The following is a 15,669-nucleotide window of genomic DNA, read 5'->3' as shown; positions in this document are numbered from 1 at the left end:
CGCCAACCGGGTAATTTGGAATTTCGGTTTTTATGGGTATTTTTCGTTACGTTTGCAAAGTATATAGGTTTACCGCAATTTAAACTTACACTTACGGCCTTCCGCTCCCTAAGAACAAAGAAACCTCCTGCGTTCCAACGCGTTTAGGATGCCGTTATTAGCAAAACACATTTTACTTATTTATAAAAGTGCGTGATGGAATATAATACCACCAGAAGCCATATGATTATGAAAGAGTATGGCCGCAACATCCAGAAAATGGTACAGTACCTGTTAACCATTGAGGACGCTGATCATCGTCAGGCTAACGCCATGGCGTTGATAGAGCTGATGGGTACACTCAACCCTCATTTACGTAACGTAGAAGATTTTCGTCATAAACTCTGGGACCACCTGTTCCTGATTTCCGATTTTAAATTGGACGTAGAATCGCCTTATCCTATTCCCACCCGCGAAACGCTGCGCCGCAAGCCGGAGCGCCTCGGTTATCCTAAAAATACCCGCGGAACCGTCACTTCGGTAAAAACCTGGAAATGGTGATGGACAAAGCGATCAGGGAAGAAAATCCGGAGAAGAAAGAAGGCTTTACCCAAACGGTGGCCAACTACATGAAACTGGCATACAGCAACTGGCACAAAGAAAGTGTACACGACGATGCGATCCGTACAGAGTTGCATAATATATCCAAAGGTCAGCTGGAATACCATCCGGGTGGCGCTTCCAAATCATCTTCCGATAATTTCAGCGCAAGCGCCAACGAGCAACAGGCAGCCTTCCGGGCACAGTCTGCCAGCAACAGCGGCAATTCCGGGAAACGTAAAAGAACTATTCAAAGCAGTTCTCGAACAACAACAATAACCAGGGCGGAAATAAGCAGGGCAATAAACACAACAACAACAATAAATACAAAAATAGGAACAAGTGAGTAGCAACGCTTTTGAAGTTCGGGGTGGCAACCGCTTAAAAGGGGAGATCATTCCCCAGGGCGCTAAAAACGAAGCATTACAGATTATCAGCGCCGTTTTGCTGACACCCGAAAAAGTTACTATCAGTAATATCCCCGACATTGTAGACGTCAACCTGCTGATTGAGTTGCTGGGAGACATGGGCGTTAAGGTTAACCGTATCAGTCGCGATAAATGCGAGTTTCAGGCAGACAACATTGACATACCCTATTTGCAAAGCCCGGAGTTTAAAAAGAAATCCGGCCGCCTGCGTGGTTCCGTGATGATTGCCGGTCCGCTCCTGGCGCGCTTTGGCAGGGCGTACATTCCGAAGCCCGGTGGCGATAAGATTGGCCGCCGCCGTCTCGATACGCACATCATCGGTTTCGAAAAACTGGGTGTAAAATTCGTATACGATAACGACGATAACTACTTCCGCCTGGAAACAGACGGTCTCAAAGGCACTTTTATGTTGCTGGACGAGCCCTCTGTAACCGGTACCGCCAATATCCTGATGGCAGCGGTAATGGCCAGCGGTACTACTACTATATATAATGCCGCCTGTGAGCCTTACCTGCAGCAGCTGTCCAAAATGCTGAACCGTATGGGCGCAAAAATCAGCGGCATCGGCTCCAACATGCTCATCATAGAAGGCGTTACCAGCCTGAAAGGTACCGAGCATGCCATGTTGCCCGATATGATCGAGATCGGCTCGTTCATTGGCCTCGCCGCCATGACCCAGAGTGAAATCACGATCAAAAACGCAGGTATCGAAAACCTGGGTATCATTCCCGAAAAGTTCCAGCAACTGGGCATTCAGATGGAATTCCGTGGCGACGATATTTATATCCCGCAGCAGGACTCCTACGAGATCCAGACGTTCATCGACGGTTCCATCCTCACTATTTCCGATCACCCCTGGCCGGGCTTTACGCCCGATCTGCTCAGTATTGTGCTGGTCGTAGCTACCCAGGCAAAAGGAAGCGTGATGATCCACCAGAAAATGTTCGAAAGCCGCCTGTTCTTCGTAGATAAACTGATAGACATGGGGGCACAGATCATCCTGTGCGATCCGCATCGCGCCGCGGTAATTGGTCTTGGCCGCCAGCATAAACTGCGTGGTATCACCATGTCATCACCTGATATCCGTGCGGGTGTTTCCCTGCTCATCGCCGCCCTTAGCGCCGAAGGCAAAAGCACCATCCACAACATTGACCAGATCGATCGCGGATATCAATACATTGATGCGCGCTTGACTGCATTAGGCGCCGATATCAAACGTATCTAACTAAATAATTATATGGATAAAAGGAGAAGAGTAGCAATTACTTTTCTCCTTTTTTGTTTTCTGCTATATTTTTGCGGGATGGAAGCAGGAAAGATTATCATTATTACCGCCCCCTCCGGCGCAGGAAAAACCACCATTGTTAAAAAGCTGTTGGGCGAAATGCCGCAACTGGCCTTTTCTGTTTCTGCCGCCACCCGCCTGGCCCGCGAGGGCGAAGTGCACGGCCGTGACTATTATTTCTTAACACCCGAAGATTTTCAGCAGAAAATAGAGGAAGATGCGTTTGCCGAACACGAAATGGTCTACGCCGGAAAATACTACGGCACCCTCAAAAGTGAATTGGAACGTATCTGGCGCGAAGGTCGCGTGCCGATGGTAGACATCGACGTGAAAGGCGCCCTGTCGATCAAAGAAAAATACCATGGCCATGTGCTTACCATTTTTATCCAGCCGCCTTCGATCGATGCACTGCGCGAGCGACTGAGCGGCCGCGGCTCCGAAACACAGGCGTCGCTCGACGAACGACTGGGGAAAGCCCGCTACGAGTTGTCATTTGCCCACGAATTTGACTGGATTGTGATCAATGAGCACCGGATGTGGCTTTCAAAGAGGTAAAAGATATCGTAGAAGGCTTTCTGCGGGGGTAGGAAGCGGTTGCTGCCTCCGGTATGTTTTTTGACGCCAGCGACTTATATTCTTCAAGTTTTACAGCGACGTACAAATAACAGGAATCCTTTATCTTTGTTAAGATGGATATTTATAATATAGTATTACTAGTTGCCCTGATTTTACTCGCCGGCTTTTTTGCCGGTATGGAAACCGCATTTGCCAACCTTAATAAACTGAGCGTGGAGCTGCGCAGAAAGCAGGGCCGCGCCACCGGTAAAATACTGGCGGGTTTTAACGAAAACCCGGCGAGGATCCTCGCCACCAGTCTTATTGGTCTGACCATTACCACGGTAATTTACAGCATGGCTTTTTCCGGCGCGCTGGACCTGGTTTGGGCGCACTTTATCCCGGAAGATCAAATGGCCTTCCTGTCGCCCATCCTGTTGTTCACGGAAATCATTGCCGCTACGCTGCTCCTGCTGTTTTTCGGCTTCTTTATTCCCCGCAGCATCTTCCGCTCCCGCCCCGAAGCCTTATTAGGCTTTTTCGCGCTGCCGATTTCGCTGCTCACCAAACCGCTGTACATCCCGGGCAACCTGTTCGTATCTATTTCCGAATGGATCCTGAAATACCTGTTTAACGTGCGTATTGCTGACAACCGCAGTTCGTTCGCCCGGGTAGACGTGGAGCATTATATCCGCCAGTCGCAGCAGCATATGGGCGAGGGCCGGGACCTGAATACCGAATTGTTCGAAAATGCCCTGTCACTCGTACACGTAAAAATCCGCGGCTGCCTGATTCCGCGTAAAGAAATTGAAGCGCTGGATATTACCGCGCCCATTACCGATGCGAAAAAGAAGTTCATGGAGACGAAACTCTCCAAGATCATTATCTACGAAAATAATATCGACAGCATTTTAGGATATGTGCACCAGCTGGATATGTTCAAGAACCCGTCGGACATCCGTTCGGTGATTCACCCGATACTGGCCGTGCCCGAAACAATGAGCGCTATTGACCTGTTGAGCAAGTTCAATAAAGAAAGACGGAGCATTGCCTGGGTGGTCGACGAATTTGGCGGCACCGCGGGCATTGTAACCATCGAGGATGTATTGGAAGAAATTTTCGGCGACATCAAAGATGAACACGATGTAGAGGAGTTTGTAGAAAAACAGATCGCTGAAAAAGAATACATTTTTTCCGGGCGCCTGGAGCTGGATTATCTGAATGAAAAATACGGATTCGATTTTCCGGAGGATGAAAGCGAGACGTTGAGCGGATATATTATTACCCATCACGAAACGATTCCGAAGCTAAAAGAGCGGATCATCATCGACGATTACGAATTTGACGTACTAAATGTGACCGACACCCGTATAGAAATGGTGAAAATGAAGATCCTGAACTAGGATTTCCATGATTTTAGCAACAATTTTTCGGCTGTTTTTTTAGTATGATACAAAATAAGCCTGGGGGCAATGAATTTGCACATGCGACAATGCTGCACCCTTTGCAAACGATCTTTGAATGAGGCGTATGATTAACAAAACGCGACTTTATATTATTTCTTTATCAATTAGATAGAAATATTTATAATTTAGAATTAATATAAATCGTTATGTTTCTAAAAGATTTTAGATTTTCTAAAAAGTGGTAGTAATTTAACCGCTGAATTAGATGAACCACTGGTTTTTCCTAACACGTCTATTTGATTTTTGTTAAAAGGTTGTAAAAAACTTTGTTGTAACATTGATAATACAAGATTTCTTTCTATTTTTGTTTTAGAAATTTAAACGCTCTCTGACAGTAACTACTTACAGAAATTTAGCTTGCCAAATAAATGTGTAAGTAATTATTTCAGAGAACTATAAAAGACATTCTCGAATTCAACTTTTTTGGGGTTAACAAACAATGGATGAAAGGCCGGCTCTTGATTCTTCTCGGGCTGGCTCTTTTTTTTGTCCCTATCTCTCGCAAATTCCCCGCGTTCCTGAATCGGTTTTGCAACCTCATCACTTTCCATTCCCTGCTTCTTTTTTCCGTCTGTTTCTTTCTTAGAATATATTGGCAGCCATCCGCTATATTTGTGTCCTTTACTATAGGAGAACATGTTAAAGAAGTTATTCAGCAATAATGAGGACAAGGCCGAGATGTCGTTTTTGATCACCTGGAGGAACTCCGTTGGCACCTTGTCCGGTCCGCGTTTGCAATTATCGCCCTGGCTGTAGTTGGTTTTATATATACTAAGGAAATACTGGATTACGTGGTGTTTGGTCCTACAAGACCTAACTTCCCTTCGTACCGCTGGTTGTGCAGCCTGGGCAATGCCCTGGGTATGGGCGATAAGCTGTGTATGGAACCTGTCAAGTTCAAGTTCCTGAACACGCAGATGGCGGGTATGGTGATGCTGCAGTTTAAGGTAGCCATTATCGTAGGTGTTGTCGGTGCTTTACCGTACGTTTTCTGGGAGTTTTGGCAGTTTGTAAAGCCGGCGTTGAAAGAAAGGGAATTGAAAGGCTCCAGGGGCATTATCCTGTGGGTGTCGATGCAATTCTTTATCGGTGTGCTGTTCAGCTATTTCCTGGTGGCGCCGTTTACGGTGAACTTCCCGGCGTCTTACAACGTGAGCGACCAGATTGATAACCAGTTCCTGTTCGATGACTATTTTGGTTTGATGTCGCAGATCGTGTTTGGTATGGGCGTATTGTTCGAACTGCCTATCCTGGTATATTTCCTGGCGAAAGTTGGTATTCTGGGGCCCACGTTCTTACGCACTTACCGCAGGCACGCGATCGTGGTGCTGCTGGTATTGGCCGCTGTAATTACACCGCCCGATGTACTGGACCAGTTGCTGGTGTTTATTCCGCTATATATGTTGTATGAGATCAGTATCCTGATTTCTGCCCGTGTGTACCGCAAACGCCAGGCTGAGGAAAAAGAAGAAGAGTGGTCCTAACAGGCGCCGCATCACCTGAATAAAATGCTTTAATTTTAAGAGATATGGAACAAAATACTTTTGATCTTGCTTTACCGGTAGCCATTGGCAGCGACCATGCGGGATATGAATACAAGGAAGAGATCATTTCTTACCTTGAAGGAAAAGGTATTCAGATAAAAGATTTTGGTACAAATTCACCGGATTCGGTAGACTACCCCGATTATGCGCATCCACTGTCTGTAGCGGTGGAAAACGGGGAAGTGGCGTTTGGCATCCCGGTATGCGGCAGCGGTAATGGTGTGGCTATCACCGCCAACAAACACCGGGGCGTACGTGCCGCAATTTGCTGGGGTGAAGAGCTGGCCCGCCTGGCGCGCGGCCACAACAATGCAAATGTATTGAGCGTTCCCGCTCGTTTCGTAAGCACCGATGTAGCCAAACAAATGGTAGAGACCTTCATGGCAACGCCGTTTGAGGGCGGGCGCCATGCCAACCGCGTGAACAAGATCGCCTGCGCATAGTTGATGTGTTACCTTTATTTCAAGTTATTTGCCGGCAATAGTTGATCGCTATTGCCGGTATCCATTTTAAGAACCAATTTCGCTGCATATGAGAACTTTTACCCTGATAGCCTGCCTCGTGGGAGCCGGTTTGAGCGCGTGTGCGCAATCGTCCGCCCCCTGAAGCCAGGCGCCGACGCATACGGCAAAACTATTACCACCGCCGACCTTAAAAAACACCTGAACTTCATTGCCGGCAAACAGACGGAAGGTCGCGAAACCGCAACCAAGGGACAACGCGTGGCCGCAGCGTATATCGCCGCGCACTTCAAAAAGCTGGGGCTGAAGCCCGGTGCCGCCGGCGCATGGGAACAGTACTTCTCGCTGGTGCAGGATACAGTTACATCCAGCACGCTGAGCATAGGCGGACAAAACTTCATCTTCGCCAAAGATTACATTACGAACGTTCGCGAGTCCGGCAACCAGGGACATTACCAACGCCTCCATCGTATTTGCAGGTTATGGTATTGCTGTGGAAGGACACGATGACTATAAAAACCTCGGTGACCGGACAACAAGATCGTTGTTGTGCTGGACGGTGAGCCCCGCGATGCGGATGGCAAACCGTTGCTAAGCAATTCAAAAGGCAATACCCCGGGCACCGATCTTAAAGCCAAAGCCCGTGCAGCCGGCGGCCATGGCGCCCGCGCACTGTTTGTAGTGTCGCAGCGCCTGGCAGATACCTCCGCAATGAAATACATGGCGCCGGCGTATACCCGCTCCCGCCAGTATGTAAAAGGTGGTACCATGACAACCATGGAGTACATCCCGAACAGTTACCTCATTACCCCGAATATGGCGCAGGCGATTTTCGGTAAAGCGGTAATGGATAGCATGGTAGCGGCGGTAAAAGGCGGCAGGCCCTATACATCTGCGAGCAGCGGTCCCGCTAACCTGACGTTTAAAAAAGGCCTGCTCGAAAATAAGTCAAGCAACGTACTCGGTTACCTCGAAGGAACAGATAAAAAAGACGAGGTGCTGTTTATTACCGCGCACTACGATCACCTCGGTAAACACGACGGTAAAATATTTTATGGGGCGGACGATGACGGTTCCGGTACCGTAGCTGTAATGGAAATTGCCGAAGCATTCGCGAAGGCGAAAAAAGCGGGTAAAGGTCCGCGCAGAAGCATTGTATTCATGACCGTGAGCGGCGAAGAAAAAGGCTTGCTCGGATCTAAATTTTATGTTGAAAACCCGGTTTACCCACTGGCCAATACTGTGGCAGACCTTAACATCGATATGATCGGCCGTATTGATCCGGAGCATGCATCGGACAGTAATTACGTGTATGTGATCGGTGATGATAAACTGAGTTCCGATCTGCGCCCGATCAACGAAGCGGCAAACAGCAGAACGAAGTTGAAACTGGATTACCGTTACAACGACCCGAACGATCCGAATCGTTTTTACTACCGTTCGGACCACTACATGTTTGCACAGTTTAAAATTCCGATCATTTTCTACTTCAATGGCGTACATGCGGATTATCACAAGGAGACCGATACCGTGGATAAAATCAGCTTCGGTATGTTGCAGAAACGTGCTCAACTGGTATTTTACACCGCCTGGGAAATTGCGAACCGCGATGAGCGGGTGAAAGTAGACAGGAACGAAAAATAATCATGATAAAAGGAAAACGGGCCGGCGGATTCGCTGGCCCGTTTTGTTTACTGTAACATTTGTTGCTGTTTTTGTGTATTTTGTGCAAAGAATCAACCATTTCTGTAGAGAATTATCGATATACACCGTGCTGCTTTAGTTTTTGTTTATGCGTCTGTTAGAAGATTCACATTTACTGGATCTGGTCAGGGAAAATGACAGGAAAGCGTTCACCGAGTTATATGAACGCTACTGGGACAGGCTATACGCCGCCGCCTGGCATCACCTGAAAAATACCTCCGCTGCCGAAGAGGTGGTGCAGGACGTGTTTGTAACCATCTGGCAGAAGCGCCACAGCCTCGAGATCGCGGAGTTATCTAAATATTTATCAGCCATGGTGCGGTATGGTGTATACCGCCATCTTGGCAGGGAACAGCAGCGCCGGGAGTTGCACGATAAGGCAGCGGCGGCGCCAATAATGGCTGGCGAAGCGCTGGAACATAAACTGTTGCTCGAAATGGTCGACAAGCTGAGCGGCGATCTTCCCGAAAAATGCCGCATCGTGTTCCGCGCTACCAAACTGTATGACCAATCGCTGGGCGATGTTGCCCGGGAACTGAACATCTCGCAAAAAACGGCGGAAGCCCATCTCACTAAAGCATTGCGCATCATCCGCGTTAACCTCGGCAAAGCCCTCCACTTCTTTTTTAACTTTTTTGATCCGACTAAGGGTAAACCTCGCCGGCAAGTCTCTATATACCTAAACGCCCTTCCAAAATCAACCAAATGACGGATAAGCAACGCATACAACAACTGGCGCAGAAGTTCCTGGAAGGGACGGCTACCGGCGCGGAACAAGCCGAACTGCATGCCTGGTATGATGAATCCAACACCGGAGACGAAATTCCCGAACACGCAGCATCACTACACCGCCGCATGAAGCAGCGGATAAACGCGCGTACGGTCGGCGCTGCCCGCGTGATCCGTGGATTGTCCGTCGCAGCTGCAATAGCAGCAGTTGTTACCGCAGGTATTTACCTGTGGCCGCATACACAAACGACTCCCCACGCAGTAATGGCCAGCCAGGAAGAACGCTTTCAGCAGGATGTTAAACCCGGCGGCAACAAAGCCACCCTTACATTAGGCGATGGCAGCGTGATGGAGCTCGATACCCTGCGTAACGGCGCACTCGCTGCACAGGGGGCTACACAGATCATCAAATATAACGGGGCACAGCTGGCCTACAACAGCGCGCCGGAAGGTGAGGTGCCAAGACCGTTTACCTATAACACCATTTCAACACCGCGTGGCGGGCAGTACCGTAGTAGTATTGCCGGACGGCACCAAAGTGTGGCTGAACGCAAGTTCCTCCCTCCGCTTTCCAACTGCGTTCGTAAGTAACGAACGTAAAGTGGAATTGCATGGTGAAGCGTATTTCGAAGTGGCGCAACGTGCGAACCAGCCTTTTTTCGTGCAGGTAGACGGCATGCAGGTGCAGGTACTGGGCACCGAATTTAATGTGATGGCATACGATAATGAGCAATGGGTGAAAACATCCTTGCTGAAAGGTGCGGTTAAAGTGAGCAGTGGCAGTAATACCACGCCGGTCATGAAACCGGGACAGCAGGCGCGTTTAACCGGTGCGGGCAATCTCCTCGTTAGCAACGATCCGTTTATAGAAGACGTGGCCGCCTGGAAAGAAGGCATGTTTGTATTTAACAATGAAGCGCTCGACGGCATTATGCGCCAGCTGAGCAGGTGGTACAACGTGGAAGTGGACTTTACTTCCAATGGTTTAAAGAAGAAATTATTTACAGGTCAGATAGCACGAAACGAGAATTTATCCGAAGTGTTGAAAATGCTGGAACTCACGGACGCTGTGCACTTCCGCATAGAAAACGCTACGGTGGCGGTTATGCCATAATACAAAGGTGAAACGAGAATCAACCAAATAACCGGTAACGGTACTATTCTGCGCGAAGAACGCGCTTTGTTGCTTTTAATGTCAATTTAAAGGACTACCAGTATGAAATTTACTTATCTGAAGCCGCCTGCAAGGGCGGCGGGGCGGAGCTTTGTCCTCCTGCTGCAGCATTCAGCCCTCCTATGCCTGCTGCTTTTTATCGGTGTGAACAGCTTTGCGCAAAAGAAGCAGCCACTGATTACGTTGAATGCAAAAGAGGCGCAACTTGCCGAAATTTTTCGCCAGATCCGTCAGCAGAGCGGATATTCATTTTTGTATGACAATGCATCCCTTGCCGGCTCCAAACCGGTGACGGTAAATGTAGTGCAGCGTCCTTTGTCTGAGGTGCTGCAAATGGTGCTGGACGAGCAACCGGTGACTTACACCATCAACAAGCAGACGATTATTCTTAAACCGGCTACCATAACGCCGGTAAAACGGCCGGTACCGACTCCCGGACAGCCTTTGGAAATAAAAGGCCGTGTGACCGACGCCAGAACGAAGGAGCCGGTGATCGGCGCTTCCATCGCGGTGGTAGGTTCCAAAACGGGCATGGTAACGGATGTTAACGGCAGTTTTGCGTTCTCTGTACCGCAGGGCACTCAACTGCAGATTAGTTTTATGGGTTATGAAACCCGGGTAACTGCCCCGATTAATACCGGAGGTGGTTATGCTTTTCAGCTGAATGCCAGCCAGCAATCCATTAAAGATGTAGTGGTAACGGGCATCTTCGCCCGCCCGAAGCAAAACTTTACTGGTGCTGCTTCCTCTTTACAGCAGAAGATCTGAATAAAGTGACCAACAGCGATGTGCTGACCGCCTTGAAATCACTGGATCCCTCATTCCAGATGCCCGAAAATATCCAGCTGGGCTCCAACCCTAACGCACTCCCCGAAGTAGTGCTGCGTGGCGGTAACAGCCTGGTGGACGCAAACAGCAATGCTTCTGTGTTTAACTATAATAACTCACCCAACGTACCGCTCTTTATCCTTGATGGATTTGAAACAACCTTACAGCGCATCAACGACCGGACATTAACCGTATTGCCAAAGTAGACATCCTGAAAGATGCGGCCGCTACGGCTATTTATGGTTCCAGGGCGGCGAACGGTGTTATCGTCATTGAAACGATTCGTCCGCAGAGCGGGCAGCTGCGCGTAACTTATAACGGCAGCATGTTCGTGGAAGCGCCGGACTTAACCGGTTATGACTTGCTGAACGCAAAGGAAAAATTGGAACTGGAGCGCGCAGCCGGGGTGTACAACAACAGTTTTAACTATGTTGATGAGCAGCTGAAATACTTTTACAGCGCACGCCTCGCCGCCATTGCAAGCGGCGTAAATACCGACTGGCTCAGCAAACCGCTGCGCAGCGGCATTGGTCAGAAGCATAACGTTTACCTCGAAGGCGGTGCGCAGGACGCGCTGTACGGTGTAAGCATGACCTACGCCAACAACCTTGGTGTAATGAAAGGTTCCGACCGCCGTACGATTACCGGTAACACTTATTTAAGCTATCGTTATAAAAACTTCCAGTTCAGGAATGACCTGAGCTTATCCTATAACCGCGGCAACGAATCGCCCTATGGCTCTTTCGTACAATATACACGATTGAATCCTTACTGGACGCCGTACAATGCCGACGGTAGTATGAAAATCTACCTGGAAGAAGTAAGAGATAATGGTGGTACTTATCTGGCTAACTTCGATACGTATGATAACCTCGATGGTCGTGGCTCCGGCAGGGCAGTGAACCCGCTGTACAACGCGGGACTCAATACCGTTGACCGCAAAACCTACCAGAACGTTACCAACAACTTTTCTGCACAATGGCAGGCGACTAACTGGCTGCGCATATCCACACGCCTGGCGTTTACGCAACAGCGCGATGAAATGGACGTGTTTAAACCAGCACAACATACCGCCTTCGTAGCCACGCCTACTTTCGAAAAAGGCACCTACGACAAAGGTTATGGCAGGCGTACCACTACAGAAGGCATGCTCACCGCCGATATGAACAAACACTTCGGCGATCATACCATTTTTGGTACGCTGGGTATGAACGTACAGGATGTGCAATACAGTACGGAGCAACTGCGGGTACAGGGCTTTCCCAATCCTTCGCTGGACCAGTTTACGCTCGGCAACCAGTATCCTTCAGGAACAAAGCCTTATGGTACTGAGTTCCGCTCTCGCCTGGCAGGTTACTTAAGCAACGTGAGTTACGCTTATGATAACAGGTATTTGTTAGACCTTTCTTACCGCCTGGACGGCTCCTCCCAATTTGGTTCGGATAACCGTTTTGCACCATTCTGGTCTGCCGGCGCGGGTTGGAATATTCATAATGAAGACAAGATTAAAAACCTGAAAGTTGTCGACCGCCTGAAACTGCGGTACTCTTATGGTTATACGGGTTCACAGAACTTTCCGAGCTACCTCGGTATCAATACCAGCCAGTATTTCACGGGCTCTGAATACCGTGGCGTGATTGGTACTTACCTCGTAGGCTATGGTAACTCGGCGTTGTCCTGGCAGCAGACCCGCAAAAGTAACGTTGGTGCGGATATCACCCTGTTTAAGAAGCTGGTAGACATTACCGCTAACTACTTCGTGGAAAGAACGCAGGGCAGTATCGCCACCATTTCCCTGGCGCCGTCTTCCGGTTTCCGCAACTACGCGGAAAATATGGGCGATGTGCTGAGCAAGGGCTGGGAATTGAACACCCGCTTCAACTTAATCAATAAGCCCGGTTCGCGCGACAACTGGTCCGTTTTCGTGAATGCTTTCCACGTGAAGAGCACTATCGAAAAAGTGTCTAACACGCTGAAAGCGATGAACGAAAAGGCGGACAAAACGTTATCGACCACGCCGATCATGCGTTATGCGGAAGGGCAAAGCACATCGGCCATCTGGGCGGTAAAGTCGCTGGGTATCGATCCTTCGACCGGTCTTGAAATTTATGAAACCCGTGACGGTAAACTCACCAATACCTATAACCCGCTGGACCAGATCATAGTTGGTGATTCCCGTTCAAAAGTGGAAGGCGTGTTTGGTACGAACCTCGAGCTGAGCGGTGTTGGTATGAATATGTTTTTCCGTTTTCGCGTAGGTGGGCAGGCGTACAACCAGACACTGATCGATCGTGTAGAAAATGTGGAGTACAAGCTGTACAACGTCGATAGCCGGGTAGCGGAAGAACGCTGGAGGAAACCCGGCGATAAAACGTTCTTTAAAGGATTGGTGAACGCAGGTGGTGTAAGCGGTGGTACGACACTGGCTTCCTCCCGCTTCGTGCAGGACTTTAACGAGTTGGTATGCGAAAGCCTGTCGGCTTACTACCGTTTGCCGGATGCGCTGAACAACAGGCTCCACGTGCAAAACACGCGTATCACCTTTTTACGGGCGATCTGTTCCGCTTTACCAGCATCAAAAGGGAACGCGGGTTAACGTATCCGTTCAGCCGTACGTTCACGCTTCAATTACAAACTACTTTCTAGTCTTTTAAATAGATGAATATGAAATTCAGCATAAAAAATAAGCTCCTGTTGGTCCTGGTGGCTGTGGTTTCACTCTCGTCCTGTTCCAAATGGCTGGATGTGGCGCCGAAAACGCAGGTACGCGAGGGCGATCAGTTCAACACCGCGCAGGGATTCACCGACGCGTTGTTTGGCATGTACCAGCTGGCGACGAGCGATTCGCTTTACGGCCGCACACTTACTTTCGGCGCCATCGATGTACTGGCGGGCCGCTATGAAAACAAAGCCTCCGGTCAATATTACTACAACTGGGCAAGATCTACTTTTACCAATACCGTAGCCCCCGGCAGCCTGTACCTCAACGCGGAATTTACGGTAGCAGGCATCTGGGGTGGTGGTTACCAGGTGATCGCACAGGCAAACTATATTCTGAAAAACATCGAAGGCAAACAATCGATGTTGGGCGACGAGCCTTACAAAATTATCAAAGGGGAAAGCCTGGCGATGCGTGGTTTTATGCACTTTGAACTGCTGCGCATGTTTGCGCCGGCGTATCTCGGCGGACAAAATGCCGCCGCGAAAGGTATTCCTTACATGAACGCTTTTACCATCAATCCGCAACAAACAGAAAGTATTGATGTAATTGTGGGCAAGGCGGAAAAAGACCTGCTGGAGGCAGAACAGCTGTTGTCGGTAAACACCAAAATCGACCAGATTGCATCGAACCAGGGTTCGGTGAGCCTCGAGTTATTTATGATGTACCGCCAGAACCACCTGAACTACTGGGCTGTAAAAGCAGCATTGGCGCGTTTATATCTTTATAAAGGAGATAAAATAAATGCCCTGAAATATGCACAGGAAGTGATCGGCAGCGGCAAATTCCGCTTCATCCTGGCAACAGAAATGAACGTGGATGCCACGACCGAAGGATCGGACATGACCTTTAGCATGGAACATATCTTTTCGATTTATGCATCTGGTTTAAGGCGCGTTTCTGAGGACCTGTTCAAGCCTGCGGCGGATGTGAGAAATGATAACCGCGACCTGTTTTCTACGCTGACGAAAGTGAATGCATTGTACGAATCGTCTGTTCCGGGATACGGTACCGACCTGCGTTTGCCCGCATCTTCCCGTTCACTGTGGACCTCTGCGAACGCCAATGGCCAGGTGTATAACAAAAATACCATACCGATAACGACAGGAATGTGAAGCAACGACTGTTGCCGATCATGCGTTTGCCGGAGATGTACTACATCGCTGCGGAAGCGGCTGCCACACCGGACGAGGGACTTGTATTCCTCAACCAGGTGCGCGTGGCGCGCGGTTTGCCTGCTCTCACCAGCTCCGCTACACTCAATGCGGAAATCGCCAAAGAATACCGGAAAGAGTTTTATGGTGAAGGCCAGTACTGGTTCTACCTGAAAAGAACAAATGCAGCCACTGTTCCCGATGGCGTAGCCGGCACCATGACGCAGGATAAATACACTTTCCCGCTGCCGCTGACGCAAATCGAATTTGGTAAATAATTAAACACGCAATATGCAAACAAGACTGCTTCAACTATTTATATGTTCTCTGCTGCTGGGTTCCGTGTTGTTGACGGCCTGCGGCAAAGACGACCGGCTGATGTACAAGGAAGATCCCAGGATCTATTTCACGAAATTCATCACCAACCCGGACAGCATTATTTACTCTTTTGCGACCGGTTCCAATACGATTACACAGGACACGGCCTGGCTTACTTTCCGTGTGATAGGCTCCGCCGCCGATCGTGATCGTGTAATAGCCGTACATGCGCTGGACAGCTCCACCGCGAAGGCAGGTTATCATTATGAGATCAAGAACCTGTTTATGCCAAAGGGGGAATTCGAGGTGCGTGTACCGGTTATTTTATATCGCAGGCCAGGTTTGAAAGACAGTACGTTGCATGTGGTATTTGAGATCGATACATCGGCCGATTTTCTGCCCGGCTATTCAGATGTTCCGAATCCGGCTGCCAATAAACTGGATCGCTGGCATTATAAATTGACCGTGACCGATATGCTGCTGAAGCCGAGCAACTGGGATAACAGCCTGGCCGTGAGCTTCGGTACGTATTCCGAGACGAAGTTCCGCTTCATGATCGCGATTACCGGCCGTACTACCTGGACCGGTGCTATTTATCCGGGCGACCTGGCATACTATATTCAGTCGGTGAAACTGGCGCTGTACAATTATGAGCAGGCCAATGGCCCGATGATGGATGAAAAAGGCGAACGCGTAACCTTCCCTTAACCGTAAAAAAGTAAAAC

Annotated in this window: 19 protein-coding genes; 18 read left to right on the top strand and 1 reads right to left on the bottom strand. The window is 49.1% G+C overall.

Features of this window, described 5'->3' with window-relative positions; genetic code table 11:
* The first annotated feature begins 228 nt into the window (after positions 1–228).
* The 5 genes from MKQ70_RS42720 (at position 229) to MKQ70_RS25760 (ending at position 4,250) form a co-directional block, all read left to right on the top strand.
* The gene (locus MKQ70_RS42720) at positions 229–540 is read left to right on the top strand and encodes a DUF4290 domain-containing protein (RefSeq protein WP_282456711.1); all 312 of its coding nucleotides are present in this window, start codon (positions 229–231) and stop codon (positions 538–540) included.
* Entirely contained in the window at positions 534–929 is a 396-nt protein-coding gene (locus tag MKQ70_RS42715) for a DUF4290 domain-containing protein (protein ID WP_282456710.1), read from the top strand. Before MKQ70_RS42720 ends, MKQ70_RS42715 begins: the two co-directional genes overlap by 7 nt.
* Positions 922–2,232 (top strand): UDP-N-acetylglucosamine 1-carboxyvinyltransferase, encoded by a 1,311-nt coding sequence (murA, locus tag MKQ70_RS25770; protein ID WP_248075349.1) that lies wholly within the window; start codon positions 922–924, stop codon positions 2,230–2,232. The genes MKQ70_RS42715 and murA overlap by 8 nt, the downstream gene beginning before the upstream one ends.
* A 78-nt stretch (positions 2,233–2,310) precedes the next feature.
* Positions 2,311–2,847, top strand: a complete 537-nt coding sequence (gene gmk, locus MKQ70_RS25765; protein WP_248075347.1) for a guanylate kinase — start codon at positions 2,311–2,313, stop codon at positions 2,845–2,847.
* 134 nt (positions 2,848–2,981) lie between these two features.
* Entirely contained in the window at positions 2,982–4,250 is a 1,269-nt protein-coding gene (locus MKQ70_RS25760; protein WP_248075345.1) for a hemolysin family protein, read from the top strand.
* 443 nt (positions 4,251–4,693) lie between these two features.
* Here the strand turns inward: MKQ70_RS25760 and MKQ70_RS25755 are convergent, their stop codons facing one another.
* Positions 4,694–5,029 (bottom strand): hypothetical protein, encoded by a 336-nt coding sequence (locus tag MKQ70_RS25755; protein WP_248075343.1) that lies wholly within the window; start codon positions 5,027–5,029, stop codon positions 4,694–4,696.
* On the opposite strand from MKQ70_RS25755, the gene tatC reads away from it, so the two are divergent.
* From tatC to MKQ70_RS25690, 13 genes are all read left to right on the top strand, one after another.
* On the top strand, positions 5,009–5,797 hold the full coding sequence (gene tatC, locus MKQ70_RS25750; RefSeq protein ID WP_308199540.1) for a twin-arginine translocase subunit TatC: 789 nt from the start codon (positions 5,009–5,011) through the stop codon (positions 5,795–5,797). The two genes, MKQ70_RS25755 and tatC, sit on opposite strands and share 21 nt — an antisense overlap.
* 44 nt (positions 5,798–5,841) lie before the next feature.
* The gene (gene rpiB, locus MKQ70_RS25745; protein ID WP_248075342.1) at positions 5,842–6,300 is read left to right on the top strand and encodes a ribose 5-phosphate isomerase B; all 459 of its coding nucleotides are present in this window, start codon (positions 5,842–5,844) and stop codon (positions 6,298–6,300) included.
* Between the two features lie 138 nt (positions 6,301–6,438).
* Positions 6,439–6,828 carry a hypothetical protein gene (locus tag MKQ70_RS25740; RefSeq protein WP_248075340.1) on the top strand — a complete coding sequence of 130 codons (390 nt, stop codon included), beginning with the start codon at positions 6,439–6,441 and terminating at the stop codon, positions 6,826–6,828.
* 39 nt (positions 6,829–6,867) lie between these two features.
* Positions 6,868–7,962, top strand: a complete 1,095-nt coding sequence (locus MKQ70_RS25735; RefSeq protein ID WP_248075338.1) for a M28 family peptidase — start codon at positions 6,868–6,870, stop codon at positions 7,960–7,962.
* A gap of 148 nt (positions 7,963–8,110) precedes the next feature.
* Positions 8,111–8,731, top strand: a complete 621-nt coding sequence (locus tag MKQ70_RS25730; RefSeq protein ID WP_248075336.1) for an RNA polymerase sigma factor — start codon at positions 8,111–8,113, stop codon at positions 8,729–8,731.
* A complete protein-coding gene (locus tag MKQ70_RS25725) occupies positions 8,728–9,342 on the top strand; it encodes a hypothetical protein (protein ID WP_248075335.1) in 615 nt (204 codons plus the stop codon). The genes MKQ70_RS25730 and MKQ70_RS25725 overlap by 4 nt, the downstream gene beginning before the upstream one ends.
* Positions 9,248–9,865: a FecR family protein gene (locus tag MKQ70_RS25720; protein WP_248075332.1), complete on the top strand. Its 618-nt coding sequence runs from the start codon at positions 9,248–9,250 to the stop codon at positions 9,863–9,865. Before MKQ70_RS25725 ends, MKQ70_RS25720 begins: the two co-directional genes overlap by 95 nt.
* A gap of 102 nt (positions 9,866–9,967) precedes the next feature.
* Positions 9,968–10,693, top strand: coding sequence for an STN domain-containing protein (locus MKQ70_RS25715; RefSeq protein WP_248075330.1), 726 nt, complete (start codon positions 9,968–9,970; stop codon positions 10,691–10,693).
* Positions 10,694–10,698: 5 nt separating this feature from the next.
* The gene (locus MKQ70_RS25710; RefSeq protein ID WP_248075328.1) at positions 10,699–10,959 is read left to right on the top strand and encodes a hypothetical protein; all 261 of its coding nucleotides are present in this window, start codon (positions 10,699–10,701) and stop codon (positions 10,957–10,959) included.
* Positions 10,938–13,349, top strand: a complete 2,412-nt coding sequence (locus tag MKQ70_RS25705) for a SusC/RagA family TonB-linked outer membrane protein (protein WP_308199539.1) — start codon at positions 10,938–10,940, stop codon at positions 13,347–13,349. Before MKQ70_RS25710 ends, MKQ70_RS25705 begins: the two co-directional genes overlap by 22 nt.
* A gap of 68 nt (positions 13,350–13,417) precedes the next feature.
* Complete coding sequence (locus MKQ70_RS25700; protein ID WP_248075326.1) at positions 13,418–14,587, top strand: RagB/SusD family nutrient uptake outer membrane protein; 1,170 nt, start codon at positions 13,418–13,420, stop codon at positions 14,585–14,587.
* Positions 14,584–14,904: a RagB/SusD family nutrient uptake outer membrane protein gene (locus tag MKQ70_RS25695; RefSeq protein WP_248075324.1), complete on the top strand. Its 321-nt coding sequence runs from the start codon at positions 14,584–14,586 to the stop codon at positions 14,902–14,904. The genes MKQ70_RS25700 and MKQ70_RS25695 overlap by 4 nt, the downstream gene beginning before the upstream one ends.
* 13 nt (positions 14,905–14,917) lie before the next feature.
* The gene (locus MKQ70_RS25690; protein WP_248075322.1) at positions 14,918–15,652 is read left to right on the top strand and encodes a DUF4843 domain-containing protein; all 735 of its coding nucleotides are present in this window, start codon (positions 14,918–14,920) and stop codon (positions 15,650–15,652) included.
* Positions 15,653–15,669: the final 17 nt, after the last annotated feature.

This window comes from Chitinophaga sedimenti, from assembly GCF_023156195.1.
Classification (GTDB): Bacteria; Bacteroidota; Bacteroidia; order Chitinophagales; family Chitinophagaceae; genus Chitinophaga; species Chitinophaga sedimenti.
The sequence above is the reverse complement of the archived record's forward strand: the minus strand, read 5'-3'. Positions and strand labels throughout refer to the sequence as shown.

Coding starts and splice junctions, on each gene's coding strand:
- MKQ70_RS42720 (WP_282456711.1), top strand. CDS start 229: ATGAAAGAGTATGGCCGCAACATCCAGAAAATGGTACAGTACCTGTTA.
- MKQ70_RS42715 (WP_282456710.1), top strand. CDS start 534: ATGGTGATGGACAAAGCGATCAGGGAAGAAAATCCGGAGAAGAAAGAA.
- gmk (WP_248075347.1), top strand. CDS start 2,311: ATGGAAGCAGGAAAGATTATCATTATTACCGCCCCCTCCGGCGCAGGA.
- MKQ70_RS25760 (WP_248075345.1), top strand. CDS start 2,982: ATGGATATTTATAATATAGTATTACTAGTTGCCCTGATTTTACTCGCC.
- rpiB (WP_248075342.1), top strand. CDS start 5,842: ATGGAACAAAATACTTTTGATCTTGCTTTACCGGTAGCCATTGGCAGC.
- MKQ70_RS25730 (WP_248075336.1), top strand. CDS start 8,111: ATGCGTCTGTTAGAAGATTCACATTTACTGGATCTGGTCAGGGAAAAT.
- MKQ70_RS25725 (WP_248075335.1), top strand. CDS start 8,728: ATGACGGATAAGCAACGCATACAACAACTGGCGCAGAAGTTCCTGGAA.
- MKQ70_RS25715 (WP_248075330.1), top strand. CDS start 9,968: ATGAAATTTACTTATCTGAAGCCGCCTGCAAGGGCGGCGGGGCGGAGC.
- MKQ70_RS25700 (WP_248075326.1), top strand. CDS start 13,418: ATGAAATTCAGCATAAAAAATAAGCTCCTGTTGGTCCTGGTGGCTGTG.
- MKQ70_RS25690 (WP_248075322.1), top strand. CDS start 14,918: ATGCAAACAAGACTGCTTCAACTATTTATATGTTCTCTGCTGCTGGGT.